Genomic DNA, 19,143 nt, shown 5'->3' with positions numbered 1-19,143 from the left:
GATCATCCCCCGGCCTCACGCGTCCCGGCCCCTGCCAATAACGTCATGCCCTCTTACACCTAGGCCACTCGGTGTCGGTGCGACCGCGATGTCCGGAGCAGGCCCCCGGGGCTGAGATGATGAGGGGATGTCGCCCTCAAGCTCACCCACCTCCGTCTCCTCGGAGTCGGCCCGGCCCGCACAGCGCCGCGGCCGCGGCTCCGTCCTGCTCGTCGCCTCGCTCATGCTGTTCTCGATGTTCTTCGGGGCCGGCAACCTCATCTTCCCGCCGATGCTCGGCGCCAGTGCCGGGACGAACACCGCACCGGCGCTGCTGGGCTTCCTGACCACCGGCGTCGTCCTGCCCGTGCTGGCCATCCTGGCGATCGCCGTGACCGGCCGCGATCTGCAGGACCTCGCGGATCGCGGCGGCAGGGTCTTCGGCGTCGTCTTCACGGTCATGGTGTACCTGTCGATCGGCGCGTTCTACGCGCTGCCGCGCACCGCCTCGGTGAGCTACGAGACCGGCCTGGAGCCTCATCTCGGCGGGGAGTCGCTGCTGCCCGCCGTGCTGTTCAGCGCCGTGTTCTTCGCCGTGTCCCTGCTGCTGGCCTTCGACCCGAGCGGGATCGTCGACCGCCTGGGGCGCTTCCTGACCCCGGCCCTGCTGATCCTGCTCGTCGTCCTGATCGTCATGTCGGTCGTGCGGCTGTCGGCGCCGGTGCCCAGCCCCACCGAGGACTACGCGTCCGGGGCCTACGTGACGGGCTTCCTGGAGGGCTACAACACGATGGACTCGCTGGCCGCGCTGGCCTTCGGGATCATCGTCGTGGCCAGCCTGCGCGCCAAGGGCGTGCCCGACGGGCCCTCGCTCGTGCGCGGCGTGAGCCTCGCGGGGGTCATCGCCGGCGGCCTGCTGGCGGTCGTGTACGTGGGCCTGGCCATCGTCGGGCTGCGGATGCCGGACGCGCAGTCCCACGGCGACGGCGCCTCGATCCTCTCGGATGCGGCCGGCATGGTGCTCGGCGGGCCGGGCGCGATCGTGTTCGGCCTGATCGTGTTCCTCGCCTGCCTGACCACGGCCGTGGGCCTGATCGGCGCGACCTCCGAGTACTTCAGCAAGCTCGTGCCGGCGATGTCCTACCGGGCCTGGGCGATCCTCTTCTCCGTGATCGCCTTCCTGGTCTCGATCACCGGGCTCGAGACCGTGCTGGCGATCGCGGGGCCGATCGTGGGCTTCCTCTACCCCGCGGGCATCACGCTGATCCTGCTCACCCTCATCGAGCCGCTGACGCGCCGCCGGCTCAACCTGACGTTCCGCTTCGCCCTCGTGGTCGCGATCGTGTGGGCGGCGCTGATGACGCTGAGCACCCTGGGCGTCGCGGTCGGCCCGATCGAGGGCCTCATCGGCTGGGCCCCGCTGCACGAGCAGGGCATGGGATGGGTCGTGCCCACCGTGGTCGCGGCCGTCATCGGGTTCATCGCGGATCTGGCCCGGGGCGCGTCGGACCCTGTTCCTGTGGGAGGCGAGTCCGAGGCCGCCGCGCAGGAGCGCGCGGACTCCTCGGCCCGCTCCTGACTCAGCTCTGCACCCTGTCCAGGGCCGCGCGGAAAGCCTCCTCCGCCGCGCCGCCGAAGGGCACGAAGACGACCTCGTCGATCTGCTCGCCCACCTCCGCCCGCATCGCCTCGGACGTCTCGACGGCGATGCGGGCGGCGTCGTCCATGGGCCAGCCGTAGACGCCCGCGGAGATCGCGGGGAAGGCCACCGACCGCGCCCCGATCCGGGCGGCGGTGCGCAGCGATTCGCGGTAGCAGGATGCGAGCGTCTCCGACTTGTCGATGGTCTTGGCGTAGGTCGGACCGACCGTGTGGATGACCCAGCGAGCCGGCATGTCCCCCGCAGTCGTGGCCACGGCCTGGCCGGCGGGCAGCCCGTCCGGCAGGTCCGTGTCGCGCAGCCGCCGGCACTGCTCGAGGATCGCCGGGCCGCCCGCACGGTGGATGGCGCCGTCGACGCCTCCCCCGCCCTTCAGGCCGGAATTGGCCGCATTGACGACGGCATCCACGTCCATGGTCGTGATGTCACCTGGCTGCATGCGAAGCTCCATGCCGCGAGCCTACGTGGGCACCGGGGCCGAGCACACGGCCTCGCACCGGATCACCGCCGTTCAGGCGAGCAGCTCGCGCAGCAGCTGCTCGAACTCCTGGGGCTTCTCCGAGTGCACCCAGTGCCCCGCGCCCTCGACCGTGCGCAGCTCGACGCGAGGGAACAGCTGGGACATCAGCGGCAGCCTGTCCTCGCTGACGTAGTCGGACTCCGAGCCGGCCACCCACAGGACAGGGCCGTCGAAGGTCCGGTTCGTGACCGGGAATCCGCCGATCTCGTCCAGGCTCCGGTACAGCAGCTCGAGGTTCGGCTGCCACACCCATCCGCCGTCGGAATGGCGCAGGTTCTGCAGCAGGAAGCCGCGGACCGGGTCCTGGGGAATCGCCTCGGAGAGCTCGGCGTCGGCATCGGCGCGGTTCTCCACGTGCTCCAGGTCCAGCTCCCGCAGGGCGCCCAGCAGGTGCGGGAACTCGCCGCCGCCCTCCCACGAGCGGCCCGGCGCGATGTCGACGACCATGAGCCGCTCGATCAGCTCCGGGTGGCGCAGCGCGATCAGCATGGCGACCTTGCCGCCCATCGAGTGGCCCACGAGCATGATCCGCCGGTCGCCGGCCTTGCCGCGCAGCGCCTCCGCGACCGTGTCCGCCGTGTCCTCGTAGGAGAACTCGTCGGTCCAGCCCGAGGTCCCGTGATTCGGCAGGTCCACGAGCAGGCTGGTGCAGTCCCCGGACAGGTCCTTGGCGAAGCGGCTGAAGTTCTTGCCCCTGCCCATCAGGCCGTGCAGGAACGCGACGACGACGGGCCCGCCGCCCACGGCGGAGATGGTCACGGACTCTGCGGCTGAGGAGTTCTCGGTCATGGGATCGACGATAGCCACCGGCGGGGACACCGCATCGACGCGCAGACGGGGCAGAGCCCCGGAACTGCGGCGGCCCGCTCGGCTGACGCGGTCCTCAGTCCCCCGCAGACCCCAGGTCGATCCCCGCAGCCCGCGCGATCTCCGCGTAGTCGCGCGCGAGATCGTCGACCGAGGAGTGGGCATTGAGCCCGCTGGGATTGGGGGCCGCGAACAGCCGGATCCCGTCCCAGGGCGAGTCCTGCTCTCCCGTCGCCGCCCTGGGCTGCTCGAATGCCGTCCGGTAGGCCGTGATCCCGACGACCGCCACGGCGCGCGGGCGATGCGAGCGCACCGTCGCATCGAGTCGCGCGCGCCCGGTGCGCAGCTGCTCCCCCGTGAGCTCGTCGGCTCGGGCGGTGGCCTCGGGCCACAGGTTGGTGATGCCGATGCCGCGCGCGGTCAGCTCCTCCAGGTCCTCGGCGGCGAAGCCGTCGGCGGCGCGGATCAGATGCCGGGTGATGCCGGCGCGGTGCAGGGCCGGATAGAAGCGGTTGCCCGATCCGGAGAAGTGCGCGCCGGTCGCGGCCGAGCGCAGGCTCGGATTGATCCCGACGAACAGCAGACGCAGCGGATCGGGCAGCAGATCCGGCACCGTCCGCCCGTAGTGCTCCTCCAGCTGCGCTCGCGTGAATCCCATGCCCCCAGGCTAGGCGCGTACCCGATGCGGACGGTGCATGCGACGGCCCTTGATCGTTACCGGATGTTTATCCGATTCCCAGACACGCGTTCGGAACACTCAGGTCGCATCCCTAGGGTGGAATCTCCATCGGCGGTCCGGATCCAGGAAGAAGAGGGGCCGCCCCATCGCACGGAGGTGTGAGATATGCGCACAAGCATCCGACGAACCCTTGCCGTCCCCATGCTGGCCGCCACCGCTGTGGCGGGCTCGGCTGTCGCCGCCAACGCCGCTCCGGCGCAGGAGTCCGCTCCCGCCGTCGAGCAGTCGGGCAGCGGCGTGATCACCGCCGACGGCCAGCCCACCACGAACGGCGACTACCGCCAGGATCTGGCCGCGGTGGTGACCTTCCCGCAGGCCGACCCGGCCGTCCAGGACTACGTGCAGATCACGTTCCACGGCGAGCCCAGCGGCCCGCTGGTCCCGCTGGACGAGAACGGCACCGCGGAGGTCCCGCTCTACATGTCGCCCGGCTCGTACTTCGTGGGCGCCCAGTACGTGGAGGACGGCCAGGAGGTCACCGACGCTGTCCAGCTGCCGGGCTTCACCGCGACCGCGCCGCTGCCCGGCCAGGAGACCGCCCCGGTGGTCCCGGTCCAGTGATCCACGGCAGGCTGAGCACGGCGACGACGCCGGGATCGGCCTGACAGCAGACAACGGCACGACGGCCCGTGCGCTCCCCCTCGGGATGCGCGCGGGCCTTCGTCGCACCCGGGATCCCGCACCGGCCGCGCGGGACATGACGACGTCCACGCCGGGCGGTGTCGGCCTGATTCAGCGCGCAGCGGACGGGCGAACCGTGACACGACATCCACTGTCCGCGGAGAATGGGACCAGCACCGCAGACCGACTCCACCGGAAAGGACGCCCCCATGGCCGAGACCATTGCAGGCATCACCATCCCCGACAGCGCCATCGCCCGCGAGGCCACCGAGCTGGTCCGCGACGCCGAGACCGACCTCGTCTACCACCACAGCCGCCGCGTGTTCCTCTTCGCCTCCCTGCGCGGACAGGCACTGGGCCGCGGCTTCGACGACGAGCTGCTCTACATCGCGTCGATGTTCCACGATCTCGGGCTCACCGAGAAGTACCGCTCGGAGGATCTGCGCTTCGAGATCGATGCGGCGAACGTCGTGCGCGACTTCCTGAGCGGTCACGGCTACAGCCAGCACGATGCCGACGAGGCCTGGGCCTCGATCGCGCTGCACACGACGCCGATGATCCCGCTGCACATGTCGCCGCTCATCGAGCTGGTCACCCGCGGTGTCGAGCTCGACATCATGGGCGTGGACTACCACGAGCTGACCGACGCCCAGCGCGACGAGATCACCTCCGCCCACCCGCGCCCGCGGTTCAAGGAGGGCATCATCGAGTCCTTCGCCGAGGGACTGTGGCACCGGCCGCAGACCACGTTCGGGAACGTGAAGGCGGACGTGCTGGCCGACCAGAAGCCGGACTTCGAGCGCGGGAACTTCGTGGACGAGATCCGCGGCTCCGACTGGGCGGAGTGATCCGACCCGGCGGCATCCGCACCGAGGTGCGGATGCCGCCGGCTGCTGCGGCGTACCGTGGCGGCATGACGACGCCCTCGGAGCCCCTGCTGAGCATCAAGGCCAATCATCTCCGCCCGGCCGTCGAGCTGAGCGGCATGGGCGCGGTCCTGGCCCGGAATCCGCTGCTGCTGCTCACGGGCGGGTTCGGCCACCTGGCCGACGGCGGCCGGCTGGTCGTCCGGCCCGACGGCGTCTCCTTCGAACCGCACTCCGCGAACCTGCCCGGCGGAGCGTGGGGTGCGTCCGCAGCTCGGATCCGCGGCGTGCGCAGCTTCCAGCGCCTGCTGACCAACGGGCTGGAGTTCGAGCTGCAGGACGGCTCGGCACGCCGCTTCGTCGTGGCCGATCGGAACAAGCGCCTCGACGAGCTGCGGCGCCTCGGGCTGCCCGTGAGCTGAGCGCGCCGACGCCCGCGCATGGATCATCCGCACCCGTCGCGCCCATGATTGACTGAGTCCTCCCCGATCCCAGTTCGTGAGAAGGACCTCCTCGCATGGCCCAGCGCAGCATCGACCACTCGTCGGGCGTCCCTCTCTACCGCCAGATCAAGGAGATCCTGCACGCGGAGATCGCTGCAGGGAGATTCGATGCGCAGACGCCGATCACGGAAGCGCAGCTGCTCGAGCGCTTCTCCGTCAGCCGAGCACCGATCCGGCAGGCGCTCAGAGAGCTGACGAGCGAGGGCTGGGTCTATCGCAAGCAGGGAAAGGGCACCTTCCCCATCCCCGGTGCGCGGGTGAACCGGCCGGCCGACATGCGAACGGGCGCCCTGCTCGAGTTCCTCCGGGAGCAGGGTCTGGACCCCTCGTCGTCCGTCTCGGAGATCGGGCGGAGCGCGCCGCCCGACGAGGTCGCGGCCGCGCTCGGGGCCGGTCCGGAGGAGCGGCTGACCCACTTCAGCCGCCTGATCTCGCTGCACGGGGAGCCGCTGGCGCACAACATCGTCTACATGCGCACGCCGGAGGACTTCCACCCCCGACGCGAGGAGATCGAGGCGCAGGACTCGGCCTTCGATCTGCTCGAGGCGCACTACGGAATCCTGCTGGAGCACGCCGAGCATTCGGCCTGGGCCTCCACGGCCGACGACGACCAGGCCCGGATCCTGGGCCTGCCGCACGACAGCCCGGTGCTGCTGATCGATTCGCTGTTCTATGTGACCGGCGGCGTCCTCGCCGGATGGCGGCGCGCGACCCATCGGCCCGATGAGTTCAAGTACAGGTTCAGCACCCGCAGGTGAGCAGGCCCTCGCTGCCGTGCCGGCCTGATCCCCGCGGTGATCTCATCCCGGCCACCCGGCCGAGGGGCCGCACGGAGGCTCATTGCCGTTTGGTATAACAATATGTACATTGGGATGAGACGCACAGCACATCGAGGCAGGATCCAGGGCGGCTGGTCGCCCCCGGGGATCTCCGCCCGGAGCCCACGAAAGGCAGCCCCGGAAGATGAAGCCCAACTCCCCCAGCGCTCGGACGGTCAGCACCGTCCTGGGCCCGGTCCCCGCTGACGATCTGGGCGTGACCAGCGTCCACGAGGCCCTCCTGTCGGTGCTCCCGGGTGCGCAGTACGCCCCGGACATCTCGATGGACCGCGCCGACATCTACGACCGGCTCTCCACCAAGGTCCTCGCCTTCAAGGAGGCCGGCGGCGGAACGCTGGTGGACTCCACCGGCATGTTCCACGGCCGCGACCTGAAGCTCTACGAGTCGCTCTCCAAGGCCACGGGCGTGCACATCGTCGCCTCCACCGGGCTGGGACCGGAGGAGGAGATGGGCGGCTACTTCCTCACCCCGCAGACCGACCCGCCGACTCCGTGGCCGGCCGAGAAGTTCGCGGACCTGCTGGGGGCCGAAGCCTCCGAGGGCATGGTCGTCCCTCGTGTCGAGCGCCGGGCGCCAGCCGGGCTGGTGACCGCGATCGCCGATGTCCAGGGCATGACCGCCACCGAGCAGAGCCTGTTCCGCGGGTCGGCCCGCGCCGCTCGCGACCATGGCGTCCCGCTCTCGATGCGCCCGAGCGATCATCCGCTGCACGACGTGGACGTCGTCCTGGACGAGGGGATCGACGCCGATCGCGTGCTCGTCGGGGACCTGGACCGCCGCGCTGCGCACGATGCGGTCATCGATGTCGCGCGTCGGGGCACCTTCCTGGGCATCGATCACGTCGGGGCCTCGGATGCCGAGCACCTCGACGACGAGGAGCGGGCCGACCTGGTGCTGCGTCTGCTCGAGGAGGGCCACCGCGAGCGCCTGATCCTCTCGTCGAACGCCATCGGCGTCGCCAAGGGCCTCCCGGATACCGAGGTGGACTTCACCGCGGTGCTCGGCTCCTTCACGGACCTCCTGCGCAGAAGGGGCCTCGCGGACGGGGACCTCCATCAGCTGCTGGTCCGCAATCCGGCCGAGCTGCTGTCCGTGCGCCCGGCCGCCTGAACCCGCCCTCCGAACCTCGAGAAGCCAGAAGGTGAGCACGATGCCCAGAGTCAACACGGTCCTCGGCGCCGTCCCCCCGGAAGAGCTCGGCACTGTGGCCATCCACGAGCACATCGGCTACGGGATGCCCGGGTCCGAGCTGGACACGAGGTGGTGGAAGACCCCCGAGCAGAGATACGAGGAGACGGTGCCCAAGCTGCGGGCCTTCCACGAGTACGGCGGCGGGACGTTCGTGGACGCCACCGGGATCTGCAACGGGCGGGACCCCGACTACTACCAGTCGCTGTCCGAGAAGACCGGCGTGAACATCGTGGCCTGCACGGGCTTCGTCGGCGGCGACACGGCCCTGCCGCACTTCTCCCGCGCCTCGGTCGAGTACCTCGCCGACGTCTTCGTCCACGAGATCGAGACGGGTATCGGGCGCACCGGCGCCAAGGCCGGGGTCATCAAGGTGGGGGTCTCGCGCGGCGGACGGATGACGGAGCTCGACAAGAGGATCTACCGGGCCGGGGCTCGCGCGGCCGTCGCCACAGGCGCCCCGATCCTCACGCACCTGGCGATCGACCCCGAACCGGCCGTCGAGATCTTCCATGACGAGGGACTCGACCTGGACCGGGTGCTCTTCGGCCACGCCGACGACGGCGTCAACCACGACAAGACGCCCCACGAGTGGCTCTTCGAGCAGGGAGGGCGCATCGGCTTCGACACCTTCGGCTACGAGACCGAGCTGCCGGATCCCCCCTTCTGGGGCCGGCCGCGCCGCGAGCGTCTCGGGCACTTCATCGAGCTGCTCGAGCAGGGCCATCTGGACCAGCTGCTGGTCTCCGCCGACGCCAACTGCAGTCCGCTGGGGTGGCCGGGGGTCAAGGGCCACACCGTGAACTACATCTTCGAGCAGCTCATCCCGGATCTGCGCGCGGCGCAGATCGACGAGCAGACCATCCACCGCCTGCTCGTCGAGCTGCCCGCGGACTTCCTGACTCTCGCGCGCTGAAGCACCCCGCATCCACTGCACTGGATCACGAAAGAGGAATGACCATGAAGCCCGAGGACATCCAGAAGCTGCGCGTCGCCGTGATCGGCGGCGGCTACGCCGGCGCGACCGCAGGCCTGGCCCTGAGCCGCATCGGAGCCGATGTGACCGTCTACGAGCAGGCCAAGGAGGTGAAGGAGGTCGGCGCCGGCATCGGGCTGCGCCCCGCGGTCATCAAGCTGTTCCGCCGCCTGGGCATCTACGACGAGATCGCCGCCGTCACCACCGCCTCGCCCGCGCACGACATCTACTCGGCCCAGGGCGAGCTGATCCACTCCGAGGCGTGGCCCCACCTGGATGACGACGGCGAGGACAACAGCACCCGCTTCATCCACCGCGGCGACTTCATCGAGGTCCTGACCCGGCTGCTTCCGGAGGGCGTGCTGCAGCTGGATCACAGGCTCACCGAGATCGTGGACAACGGGGATACGGCCACCGTCACGTTCGACAGCGGCGAGCAGGTCACCGCAGACCTCGTGGTGGGGGCCGACGGCATCCGCTCCAAGGTCCGGAGGCTCTTCTCCGACAACGAGCCCGTTCCCGCGCGCTCGCACGCCTACCGGGCGGTGATCGACGGCGAGGACGCGGAGGGTCTGCTCACCGACGACCACTTCCGCAGCTACATCGACCGGGAGACCGGCGCAATGATCTACTTCCTGCCATTGCGCCACCGCAATCAGGTCTCGTTCGACATCACGGTCCCCAGCGAGGACACCTCCTGGAACCCCCAGGTGACCAAGGAGGACCTCCTCCGATCCGTCGAGGGCTTCGACGAGCGTCTCGTGCGCATCGTCGAGAAGCTCGACATGTCCGCGGTGAATGCGCGCTCTGCTCACGACATCGAGCCGGTGGACGTGTGGAACTCCCGCTCGATCGCCCTCATCGGCGATGCGGCTCACGCGATGCTGCACCACCACGGCCAGGGGGCGAACTCGGCTGTGCTCGACGGCGCCGTGCTCGCTGACATGCTGGTCGAGCACGAGTCCGTCGCCGAGGCGCTGGATGCCTACACCGCCGCTCGCAAGGCGCCGACCCAGGCCCTCCAGCGCATCTCCCGGGCCGGCTGGGATCCGAATGCACTGGACACGGCCTTCCCGGAGAAGGACGAGATCGACTACTGAGACAGGCCCTCTGTCCACCGAGCCGGACGGCGAGGGGCGCAGCGCCGCCCTGTGCCGCCGGCTGCCGGCGGCGGATGACCCGAGGAAGGAACCCATGCCTCTGCACCCCGAGATCCAGAAGATCGTCAGCTCGATCCCGTCTGCCGACGGGTCCCGTCCGGACCCCGCCGCCGTGCGAGCGGATGAGGAGGCCCGAGTGCCCCCGCATGAGCAGCGGCTGCCGATCCGCGATATCCAGGCCCGCACCATCCCCACCCGGGGCGGCGAGGTCGGCGTGCGGATCTACACCGCCGCCGATCAGGAGGACTACGGGCTCCTGATCCACTTCCACGGCGGAGCGTTCTTCTCCGGGAGCCTGGAGACCTATGACCAGGTCGGCCGTGCACTCGCGCAGGAGACGGGATATCGGGTCATCACCGTGGGCTACCGGCTCGCACCGGAGAACGCGTTCCCCGCCGGACTCCAGGACTGCTGCGACGCGGTGCGCTGGGCCGCCGAGCACGGCGCCGAGCTGCATTGGGACGGCCGGAACCTGGCGGTGTCCGGCGACAGCTCGGGCGGGAACTTCGCCGCCGCCGTGACAGCCAAGACCCATGACGAGGGATTCGACGCCATCTCGCATCAGGTCCTCTACTACCCGTCCGTCGATCTCGACTTCGACGAGTCCAGATACCCGTCGCTGACCGAGAACGCACGCGGGTACGGCCTCGAGACGGCAGGGCTGAAGCCGTTCAACGCGCACTACATCGACTCCGGGGCGGACCCGTCCGACCCGCGCGTCTCCCCCATCAAGCGGCCGGATCTGTCGGGGCTGCCCAAGGCCCTGATCCTCACAGCGCAGTACGACCCGCTGCGCGATGAGGGTGAGGCCTATGGGCAGCGTCTGGCGGAAGCCGGGGTGCAGACCCAGGTGCACCGGTACGAGTCCGCGAATCACGGCTTCCTCGTCAACTTCGGGTGGATCCCGGAGATGTACGAGGCCTTCCGGGAGACGGGGCGGTTCCTGGCCCGTCAGTGACGCGCCGTTCATCACCCCCGGGCGCCATCGGCTGAGGCCGGACGCCCGCAACCGAATACCGCACCGCACGAGGCGGCGGCGCGACCAGCAGGTCTGCGCCGCCGCCTCGTGTCCTCAGCACACCCGAGACCCGGTGCGCCCTCGTGCCGGGCATCCCCAGGAAGCAGTACTGAGCGCCCCAGGAGGCCGCCATGTCAGAACGGACGAGGTTCTGGAACTACGAGAACAGGATCGTCGCGATCTTCTTCTGCTGCGTCGGATTCGTGTTCTTCGATCGACTCATCATCAACTACCTGATGCCCTTCATCCAGCAGGATCTGCACTTGGACAACGCCCAGATCGGCCTGCTGGCGGCAGCGCTGGGCATCACCTGGGCCGTGTCATCCGTCGTGGGCGGCAGGCTCTCCGACCGCGTGCCGTCCAAGCGCCTCTACCTGGTCGTCCTGATGCTCGTCTTCTCGGTCGCCTCGGCCTTCCAGGGGTTCGTCACGAGCTTCGTGATGCTCGCGGTCCTGCGCATGGTCATGGGCTTGTTCGAGGGCCCGATCATCCCGGTCACCCAGTCCGTGCTGGCCATGGAGTCCTCGCCGCACCGCCGCGGCTTCAACCTGGGGTTCACCATGAACACCGCCAACGGCATCTTCGGCTCCATCCTGGCCCCGCTGGTGATCGTGGCCCTGGCCTCCATGATCGGCTGGCGCGCGGCGTTCTTCTTCACGATCGTGCCCGGACTGGTCCTGGCCTTCATCGTGCTGAGGACCATGCGCGAACCCCGACCGCGGGTCGAGGGCACCCAGGCCACGGCACAGGCGCAGGCGGCCGGTGCACTCGACGGAGCCGCAGGCCCTGACCCGGCCGGAGCGTCCGCCGCTGCGGCGTCGACGGGCGGCCTGGGGGAGGTCCTGCGAACCCGCAACGTCCTGGTCTCGATCCTGATGTTCAGCGGGTTCATGGTCTACCTGATCAATCTGCAGGTCTTCTCCCCGGTCTTCCTCACGAACGTGCGGGAGCTCTCGACCGGGACCATGAGCATGATCCTGTCGGCTTTCGGCCTCGGCACGGCTCTGTGGGGCTTCCTCGTGCCGCTGCTCTCCGACCGGATCGGCAGGAAGCCCACTGCCCTGATGTTCGGCATCCTCTCGAGCCTCGCCCCGCTGTCCATGCTGGTCCTGCACCACCCTGTGCTCATCGCCTTGTCGGTGTTCCTGTTCGCGGCCGGCATGGGTGTGGGCGGCATGGCGATGTCCGTGATCCCCGCTGAGTCCGTGAATCCGCTGCACGCGGGCCTGGCGGTGGGGCTGCCCACGGGCATCGGCGAGCTGATCGGCGGCGTCCTCAACCCCGCGATCACCGGCATGCTGGCGGATCAGCACGGGCTGTGGATCGCCCTGGCGATCAGCAGCGGCGGAGCCCTGCTTGCGACGATCTACGCACTGGCGCTGAAGGAGACCGCCCCGCGCAAAGTGGGCGGGATCATCGGCGCGCCGATCACGGCGCAGGACTGAGGCCGGGCGGCGGCAGCGTCCGCCGGCACGATGACGGCTGCGCACCGGCTCGGTGCGCAGCCGTCATCCTGCTCCGTGCGCTCGCCCGCGCTCAGGCACGACGAAGATTCGTCACCGCGATCTGCTCGAACGGGCGGGTGATGTTGTTCAGTCGCCGACTCGTATGGGTGACGTCGAAGGACTCGAGCTTGTCGGCCAGTGCCGAGATCATGCTGTGGGCCTCCAGACGAGCCAGTCCCTGGCCCGCGCATCCGTGCGCTCCGTAGCCGAAGGACAGATGATCGACCGGGTTGCGGGTGACATCGAAGGTCTCGGGATCCTCGTAGTGCCGCGGGTCCCGGTTGCCGGCGGCCACCAGCAGCGCGGCCTGGGATCCCGCCGGGACGACGTGGCCGTCGATCTCCGCATCCTGCACGACCAGGCGGCCCACGACGGGCACGGGAGGCAGGAAGCGCTGAACCTCGGCGAAGGCCGAGGGCACGAGCGACGGGTCGTCCCGGAGGATCCCGAACTGCGCCGGATGCGAGCCCAGCAGACTCACTGCATTGCCGATCGCCGTGATCGTGGTGTCCTGGCCGGCCGCGATGTACTGGTGCACGATCGCCCCGCACTGGTTCCTGGGGATGTCTCCTCGCTCGCCGGCTTCGAAGACCGCGCGGCCGATGCTCCCCTCGGCCAGGTCCTCGGCGGCCAGCATCTCGTGGGTCCAGTGGAAGAGCTCCCCGGCGATGGGCAGTGCTGCGCGCATCCGCTCGTTGTCGGGCCCCTGCATGTTGAAGGCCGCTTCGCCCCACGTGAGGATCTTCTCCCGCACATCGTCGCGAATGCCGATGAGGTCCATGACGATCGACGTGACGTACGGCTTGGCCAGGTCCTCCATGCCGTCGAAGCTCTCGCGGGCGAGCAGCTCCTCGAGCAGGGCGTCCGCTTTGGCGCGGATCCCCTCGCCCATGCGGCGCACAGCGCGCGGAGTGAGGTTCTCCGTGAGCACCGCGCGCAGCTCGGCGTGCTCGGGAGGATCCGTGGCCAGGCTCGTGCCCACCAGCATCTCGTTCATGGTCGGGTTGAAGGCCACGCCGCGGGACGAGAACGTCGCCGGGTCGCCCAGCGCCTTCCGGACGTTCTCGTAGCGCGTGATCGCATGGATGCCCCGGCCGGGCAGATGGACCACGGGGGCCATCTCGCGCAGGCGGGCGTAGACGGGATGCGAGTCGGCCAGCACGTCATCGTCGAACAGGTCGATCTCGGCGGCGGGGATCTCAGAGGGCGTGAGTGTCATCAGGTGCTCCAGAGCGGGTCGGGCATCATCGGGCTGCCCGCGGGTCGCGGGCGGCCTGTGACGCACCCCAGAGTCAACCCGCCATCAGAACATGGCACCAGTGAATCTTCCCTATGGCTCCCATGCATGTGATGAATGATCGGGGTGCTCATGCCGCGGGCGGAGCAGAGCGCTCGAGCAGGCCCCGCAGCCAGCTGCGGAAGGCGTCCTCCTGACCCCACGGATTCCAGATCATGTCCATCCCCAGCGGACCCGCCTCCACCGGGAACGCCGCCTCCCACACGCCCCAGGATTCCACGGAGTCCAGCACGCTCCGGCGATGGACGCCCACCCGGGGCGTCCCGGCCACGAAGCGGGGGACCAGCAGCGGATCCTGCAGCCGGATCGCGGCCGTCCATCCGACGCCCGCGCGACGCAGCGCCTGATACGGGGCGCGCTCGAGCAGCGGCTCATGGACCACGTGCTCGCGCTCGGCCAGCAGCTCGAGCGCGCGGCCGTCGGAGAGCCCCGGCTCCCCGCCGATGACGACCCACTCGTCCGGGTAGAGCCTCTCGCGCGGATGGGCGGTGTCGAAGGACTCGGTCATCAGCATGACGTCGGCCTCCGCACTGATGAAGAGATCGTCGTCGAGCCTCTGCATGGTCAGGGCACGCAGACGCGCCCCGGGCGCCTCCCGGGCCAGCAGCCGCGTGAGCCGCCTCCCCAGAACCATCGCGGTGCTCGGAGACATCGCGATGGTGATCGTGCGCTCGGTGGTGGACGGATCGAAGTCGCCCTCGAGGAAGAGCCGCTCCGTGCGCCGCAGGACATCGCGCAGCGGGCCGCGCAGCCGGCGCGCCCGCGGGGTCAGGACCGAGCGCCCGCCGACGCGAACCAGCAGCTGATCACCGAAGATCCGCCGCGCCCTGGCCAGGGCATGGCTCATGGCCGGCTGCGAGAGCCCCACCCGCTGGGCCGCCCGCGTCACGGAGACCTCCTCGAGGACCGCTTCGAGCGCCACCAGGAGATTCAGGTCGGTCGAGGCCAGGCGGCGCTGACTCGCCGACGTCTCATCATTCGTCATGTGAATATGGTGCATGGCCATCATTCATTGGACCACCGGTATGTGACGCAGGACACTGGCAGTCCACGCTCGGCTCGAGCGCTCTGCGCGACGCCGAGCCTGGCGCTCGGAGCATCCGAGCGCAGCCTCAGCATCTGCGCGTCTCACCCACGGAGGAATGCCATGACCGCCATCGCCCGCATCGACCTGGACCGCCACCGCTGCGAGGGCCACGGCCTGTGCGAGGAGGCCGCCCCCGACCTCATGCATCTGGACGAGGAGGGCGAGCTGATCCTGGACGTCACCGAGATCGATGCCGATGCGGAGGAGGCGCTGGCCGCCGCCCGCTCTGCGGTGCGGGTGTGCCCGGTGGCGGCCCTGAAGCTGCTGTCGTGAAGCGCATCGTCATCGCCGGCTACGGGGTGGCCGGCCTCACGGCCGGCGACACCCTGCGCGAAGCCGGCTTCGACGGCGAGATCACGATCGTCGGGCAGGAGCCCACAGCCCCCTACAGTCGCCCCTCGCTGTCCAAGGCCCTGCTCGCCGACAGCGGGAGCGATCCCGACCTGTCGGCGCTGAGCCTGCCCGAGCCGATCCACGGCGCTCGCGAGCTGCTGGGCCGCACCGCGACCGAGCTGGACCCCCACGAGAGGACGGTCCGGCTCGATGACGGCGCAGAGCTCCCCTACGACGCGCTGCTGATCGCCTCGGGCTCCCGGCCCCGCCGCTTCACCGACAGCCCTGCGGAGCTCACGCTGCGCAGCCTCGCGGACGCCCTGGAGCTGCGCCGGCGGCTGAGCTGCCGGCCGAGGACCCTGGTGCTCGGCGGCGGCGCCCTGGGCATGGAGGTCGCCTCCGGAGCCCGGGGTCTGGGCTGCGAGGTGACCGTCGCGCATCGCGGCGTCCCCATGAGCCGCCAGGTGGGCCCCGTCCTGGGAGGGGTCTGCGCTCGAGAGGCCGAGGCGGCCGGCGTCACCCTGCTCGACGACGTCGCGGTGGCCGTTCGCACAGACGGCCAGGCGACGGAGGTCGAGCTGGCTTCGGGCGCGCGCCTGCACCCGGAGCTGCTGGTCACGGCGATCGGCGATGCCCCGAACGTCGAGTGGCTGGAGTCGTCGGGACTGCTCGAGGAGGGCAGGCTGGTCGTCGACCACCGGGGTCTCGTGACCCCGGAGATCGCCGCCGCCGGCGATGTCGCATGGACGCGCAGCGGCCAGTGGATGAGCCGCCGACCCCTGTGGATGCATGCGATCGAGCAGGCGCGGGCGACGGCCATGGGGCTGCTGCATGGCGACGCTGCGATCTCGCACGTGCCGAGACCGTACTTCTGGACCGAGCAGTTCGGCCTCCACCTGCGCCTGGCGGGACCGCCCGCGCAGGGACAGCCGGAGATCGTCGAGGGCGCCCTGGACAGCACGCGGATGCTGCTGCGCTGGCCCGCAGCGGACCGCGTCGAGGGCGGCGGGACGGCCGCAGCCGTCAATCACCGCCTGCCCATCCCCCGGCTGCGCAGACTGGCGAACCCGCCGGCCGCCGCCTGAGCCGATGATGTGCCTGGCCCGCGTCCGGTCGGCGCGGGCCAGGCACATCATCGGGCGAGCTCAGCCGAGCCGGCCCTCCTCGAACCGTCTGCGGTACCCGTGCAGCGTGGTGAAGAACGGGGAGGGCTCGAGAGCGGGATCACCGGTGTAGCCGAGGTCCTCGGCCACCGTCATGAACGGCGAGTACGGGGAATCGGCCTCGGCCAGCCCCTGCTCGAATGCGCGGATCGCCGCCGCCCGCACGCGCTGCTCGATGTCGATCGACTCCTGCAGCGCGTCCGCAGCCGCCTCCTCGTCCACCTCGACGCCGAAGGGCGCGCCGTCCGCCGAGCGGTAGGGATGACCCAGGTACAGGCGCTGCGGGCGGATCTCATCGCGCAGGCGCAGCAGGCTGTCCCGGTACGCATCGGGGTCCTCGTAGCCCGGGAAGCCGTTGGCGGCCCCGTGGATCTGCACGGCGTCGCCCACGAACACCGCGCTCTGCCCGAGCACCTCGTAGGCCACCGAGCCGGCCGTGTGCCCGGGGATGCTGTGGACCTTCACCTGCACTCCCCCGAGCTCCAGCACCTCGCCGCCGGAGACCAGGACATCGGGCTCGAGCTCCCCGGAGATCGCCTGCTGCGCCATGGTCGTCTGCTGATCCTCGGCGTCGGGGACATCCAGATAGCGGGCTCGGGTGGCCAGGTAGTTCTCCACATGCGCGCGGCGCCGACGCAGGTGGTCGGCGTCGGCCTCGTGGATCACGACCCGGGCCCGCCCCCCGGTCAGCTCCCGCAGCGCGGCCGCACCGCCCAGATGATCGATATGCCCGTGGGTGAGCAGGATCCAGCGGACATCTTCGATGCGCCGCCCGAGCCTCTCGAGCTCTGGCGCCATGCCCTCGGCCGGGGAGGCTGCGACCCCGGTGTCCACGATCGCGAGCTCGGGGCCGTCGATCAGGAAGGTGAAGAGCCCGAACCGGCCCCACGGGGAGACCAGCGGATGGATGGCGATGTCCTGCGTCATGGCACGCTCCTGAGAGTCTCGGGGATGCGCCGCTGGGGCCCGGACCCGCCCGGCATCTTGCCGCATCCATTTGTTATAATAATATGACACACAGCACAGCGCGTCATCCCGCGGGAGCGGCGCAACCCGATCGAGAAGGGGCCTCACCATGCCGGAGTCTGTCACCTGGAATGCCGGCGGCGAGCGGATCGCCGTGCTCAAGGACGTCCGGGTCCCCATGCGCGACGGTGCGGAGATGGCCGCGGACGTCTACCAGGGGAGCGAGCAGAAGCCCCGCCCGGCGCTCGTGGCGCTGAGCCCCTACGGCAAGGAGCTGCAGGCCCTCGCTCTGACGACACCCCCGCAGCGTCGCCCCTCCCCGCTGTGGGACGGCTGCATCGAGGCCGGGGACATCGCCCGGATCGTCGCCGAGGACTACGCGCATGTGATCGGTGACCTGCGCGGATCCGGCGACTCGGAGGGCGAGCACATCGGCAACTACAACGCCGGAGGGGTCTCTCTGGGCGAGGACGCCTACGACTTCATCGAGTGGGTGGCCGCGCAGCCCTGGTGCGACGGCAATGTGGGCATGGTGGGGATCTCCTACTTCGGCTCCATGCAGATCCTCGCGGCCGCAGAGCGCCCTCCCCATCTGAAGGCGATCTTCGTGTCCGGCGGCCACTACGACTTCTACGAGACCACCTACCACGGCGGCATCATGTGGTTCATGCCCCGCGCCGCTCGCGAGGGCCGCGGCGGCGACTCGGGCTGGGCGTTCACCGACCGGGTGACGTCGCGCATGCTCGAGGAGTTCTCGGCCGAGGAGATCAAGGCCCGTGTCGCCGAGCGGCTGCAGGATCCGGACGTCGCCGCCTGGCCCAATCTGGTCCATGTCCTCCACTACCCCAAGAACCACGAGGCCTGGTTCGACATCGTGATGAACCAGTTCGACGGCCCCTGGTACCAGGAGCGCAACCCCAACGAGCTGGCGTCGGCCATCGACATCCCGGTGTGGCTCCAGCTCGATCAGGGCCGCGGCTGGACGCTCGACAGCACGATCGAGGTCTTCGACGCCGTCCAGGGGCCCAAGAAGCTGACGATCGGCTCCTATCCCCCCATGCAGTCGCGCCCCTTCGTGGAGGAGCACGACAGGATGTTCCGCTGGTACGACTACTGGCTCAAGGGCATCAACAACGGGGTCATGGACGAGCCGGCGGTCGAGGTCTTCGTGGAAGGCTCGCGCGAGATCCTCACCGCGGATCAGTGGCCGCCCAAGGCGGTCGAGCACCGGCCCCTCTACCTGCGGACCCGCCACGCGCTCTCGGAGCGGCCCGAGCCCATGGGCCCCGAGCACGCCGCACCCGACGGCTTCTACCAGGCGCCCCTGTCCGTCACGGACGATGTCCAGGTCGTCTCCTGGTCCACTCCGGTGCTCGACGAACCGGTCGAGATGATCGGCACCGGTGCGGCTCACCTCTTCGTCGAGATCGATCAGCCGGACACCAACCTGATCCTGCGCCTGTGGGACTACTCGCCGAGCGGCGGGCGGCAGCTGATCACCACCGGCTACCTCAAGGCCTCGCATCGCGAGCTCGACATGGAGCGGACGTCGGAGGGCGATCCCCGCCACCCGCACACCCGATCCGTGCCGGTCGAACCCGGCAGCATCGAGGAGTACGTGGTGCGCCTCTACCCGTTCGCCGCAGCCCTCCAGCCGGGACACCGGCTCACGGTCGAGCTGTCCAACGCCGAGCCGCTGGTCGACGAGCACAACTCCCTGCTGCCTCCCGATGCCTTCCATCTGCCGGTCGGCCGACCGGTCACGCACAAGATCCACCGCGATGCCGCGCACCCCTCGCGGCTGGTGCTGCCCTTCACGACGTGACCCGCCGCACAACCCGCGCGGCCTGCTCCTAGATGTTGTGGGTCATGAGGTTCTTGGCGCGGGTGCGTCGATGAGATGAGGAACGGGCTC

Annotated in this window: 19 protein-coding genes; 13 read left to right on the top strand and 6 right to left on the bottom strand. The window is 70.0% G+C overall.

Translation table 11 applies throughout. From position 1 onward, the window contains the following. Nucleotides 1-127 precede the first annotated feature (127 nt). Entirely contained in the window at nt 128-1,558 is a 1,431-nt protein-coding gene (gene brnQ / locus FSY66_RS11860) for a branched-chain amino acid transport system II carrier protein (RefSeq protein WP_144795234.1), read from the top strand. Nucleotide 1,559: 1 nt separating this feature from the next. Here brnQ and FSY66_RS11855 read toward each other — a convergent pair whose 3' ends face one another. From FSY66_RS11855 to FSY66_RS11845, 3 genes are all read right to left on the bottom strand, one after another. After that, nucleotides 1,560-2,090, bottom strand: a complete 531-nt coding sequence (locus tag FSY66_RS11855) for an O-acetyl-ADP-ribose deacetylase (RefSeq protein WP_144795232.1) — start codon at nt 2,088-2,090, stop codon at nt 1,560-1,562. Nucleotides 2,091-2,150: 60 nt separating this feature from the next. Further along, nucleotides 2,151-2,948 (bottom strand): alpha/beta fold hydrolase, encoded by a 798-nt coding sequence (locus FSY66_RS11850; RefSeq protein ID WP_144795230.1) that lies wholly within the window; start codon nt 2,946-2,948, stop codon nt 2,151-2,153. Nucleotides 2,949-3,042: 94 nt separating this feature from the next. Then, nucleotides 3,043-3,624, bottom strand: coding sequence for a mismatch-specific DNA-glycosylase (locus tag FSY66_RS11845; RefSeq protein ID WP_144795228.1), 582 nt, complete (start codon nt 3,622-3,624; stop codon nt 3,043-3,045). 186 nt (nt 3,625-3,810) lie between these two features. On the opposite strand from FSY66_RS11845, the gene FSY66_RS11840 reads away from it, so the two are divergent. The 9 genes from FSY66_RS11840 to FSY66_RS11800 all read left to right on the top strand — a co-directional run bounded on the left by FSY66_RS11840 (nt 3,811) and on the right by FSY66_RS11800 (nt 12,322). Further along, complete coding sequence (locus FSY66_RS11840) at nt 3,811-4,266, top strand: hypothetical protein (protein ID WP_144795226.1); 456 nt, start codon at nt 3,811-3,813, stop codon at nt 4,264-4,266. A 269-nt stretch (nt 4,267-4,535) separates the two neighbouring features. Next, on the top strand, nt 4,536-5,174 hold the full coding sequence (locus FSY66_RS11835) for an HD domain-containing protein (protein WP_144795224.1): 639 nt from the start codon (nt 4,536-4,538) through the stop codon (nt 5,172-5,174). Between the two features lie 65 nt (nt 5,175-5,239). Further along, complete coding sequence (locus FSY66_RS11830; RefSeq protein WP_144795222.1) at nt 5,240-5,614, top strand: hypothetical protein; 375 nt, start codon at nt 5,240-5,242, stop codon at nt 5,612-5,614. 95 nt (nt 5,615-5,709) lie between these two features. Next, a complete protein-coding gene (locus FSY66_RS11825; RefSeq protein ID WP_144795220.1) occupies nt 5,710-6,453 on the top strand; it encodes a GntR family transcriptional regulator in 744 nt (247 codons plus the stop codon). 205 nt (nt 6,454-6,658) lie between these two features. Continuing rightward, nucleotides 6,659-7,645, top strand: coding sequence for a phosphotriesterase family protein (locus FSY66_RS11820; RefSeq protein ID WP_144795218.1), 987 nt, complete (start codon nt 6,659-6,661; stop codon nt 7,643-7,645). Nucleotides 7,646-7,685: 40 nt separating this feature from the next. Next, a complete protein-coding gene (locus tag FSY66_RS11815) occupies nt 7,686-8,639 on the top strand; it encodes a phosphotriesterase family protein (protein WP_144795216.1) in 954 nt (317 codons plus the stop codon). A 44-nt stretch (nt 8,640-8,683) separates the two neighbouring features. Further along, complete coding sequence (locus FSY66_RS11810) at nt 8,684-9,799, top strand: FAD-dependent oxidoreductase (protein ID WP_144795214.1); 1,116 nt, start codon at nt 8,684-8,686, stop codon at nt 9,797-9,799. A 94-nt stretch (nt 9,800-9,893) separates the two neighbouring features. After that, nucleotides 9,894-10,817 carry an alpha/beta hydrolase gene (locus tag FSY66_RS11805; protein ID WP_144795212.1) on the top strand — a complete coding sequence of 308 codons (924 nt, stop codon included), beginning with the start codon at nt 9,894-9,896 and terminating at the stop codon, nt 10,815-10,817. Between the two features lie 191 nt (nt 10,818-11,008). After that, a complete protein-coding gene (locus FSY66_RS11800) occupies nt 11,009-12,322 on the top strand; it encodes an MFS transporter (protein ID WP_144795210.1) in 1,314 nt (437 codons plus the stop codon). A gap of 91 nt (nt 12,323-12,413) precedes the next feature. Here FSY66_RS11800 and FSY66_RS11795 read toward each other — a convergent pair whose 3' ends face one another. Together FSY66_RS11795 and FSY66_RS13070 are read right to left on the bottom strand one after the other, a co-directional pair. Further along, complete coding sequence (locus FSY66_RS11795; RefSeq protein WP_186304561.1) at nt 12,414-13,601, bottom strand: cytochrome P450; 1,188 nt, start codon at nt 13,599-13,601, stop codon at nt 12,414-12,416. A 148-nt stretch (nt 13,602-13,749) separates the two neighbouring features. After that, nucleotides 13,750-14,664: a LysR family transcriptional regulator gene (locus FSY66_RS13070; RefSeq protein ID WP_144795208.1), complete on the bottom strand. Its 915-nt coding sequence runs from the start codon at nt 14,662-14,664 to the stop codon at nt 13,750-13,752. Nucleotides 14,665-14,826: 162 nt separating this feature from the next. Between FSY66_RS13070 and FSY66_RS11785 the strand changes: the two genes are divergently transcribed. Further along, on the top strand, nt 14,827-15,039 hold the full coding sequence (locus FSY66_RS11785; protein ID WP_144795206.1) for a ferredoxin: 213 nt from the start codon (nt 14,827-14,829) through the stop codon (nt 15,037-15,039). Continuing rightward, nucleotides 15,036-16,184, top strand: a complete 1,149-nt coding sequence (locus tag FSY66_RS11780; protein ID WP_144795204.1) for an NAD(P)/FAD-dependent oxidoreductase — start codon at nt 15,036-15,038, stop codon at nt 16,182-16,184. The genes FSY66_RS11785 and FSY66_RS11780 overlap by 4 nt, the downstream gene beginning before the upstream one ends. Before the next feature lie 60 nt (nt 16,185-16,244). Here FSY66_RS11780 and FSY66_RS11775 read toward each other — a convergent pair whose 3' ends face one another. Next, a complete protein-coding gene (locus FSY66_RS11775; RefSeq protein WP_144795202.1) occupies nt 16,245-17,189 on the bottom strand; it encodes an MBL fold metallo-hydrolase in 945 nt (314 codons plus the stop codon). Between the two features lie 148 nt (nt 17,190-17,337). Here FSY66_RS11775 and FSY66_RS11770 point away from each other — a divergent pair, with 148 nt between their 5' ends. Continuing rightward, a complete protein-coding gene (locus FSY66_RS11770; protein ID WP_144795200.1) occupies nt 17,338-19,053 on the top strand; it encodes a CocE/NonD family hydrolase in 1,716 nt (571 codons plus the stop codon). Nucleotides 19,054-19,143: the final 90 nt, after the last annotated feature.

The organism is Kocuria palustris, from assembly GCF_007666205.1.
Lineage (GTDB): Bacteria > Actinomycetota > Actinomycetes > Actinomycetales > Micrococcaceae > Kocuria > Kocuria palustris_A.
This window is presented reverse-complemented; position numbering and strand designations above follow the sequence as displayed.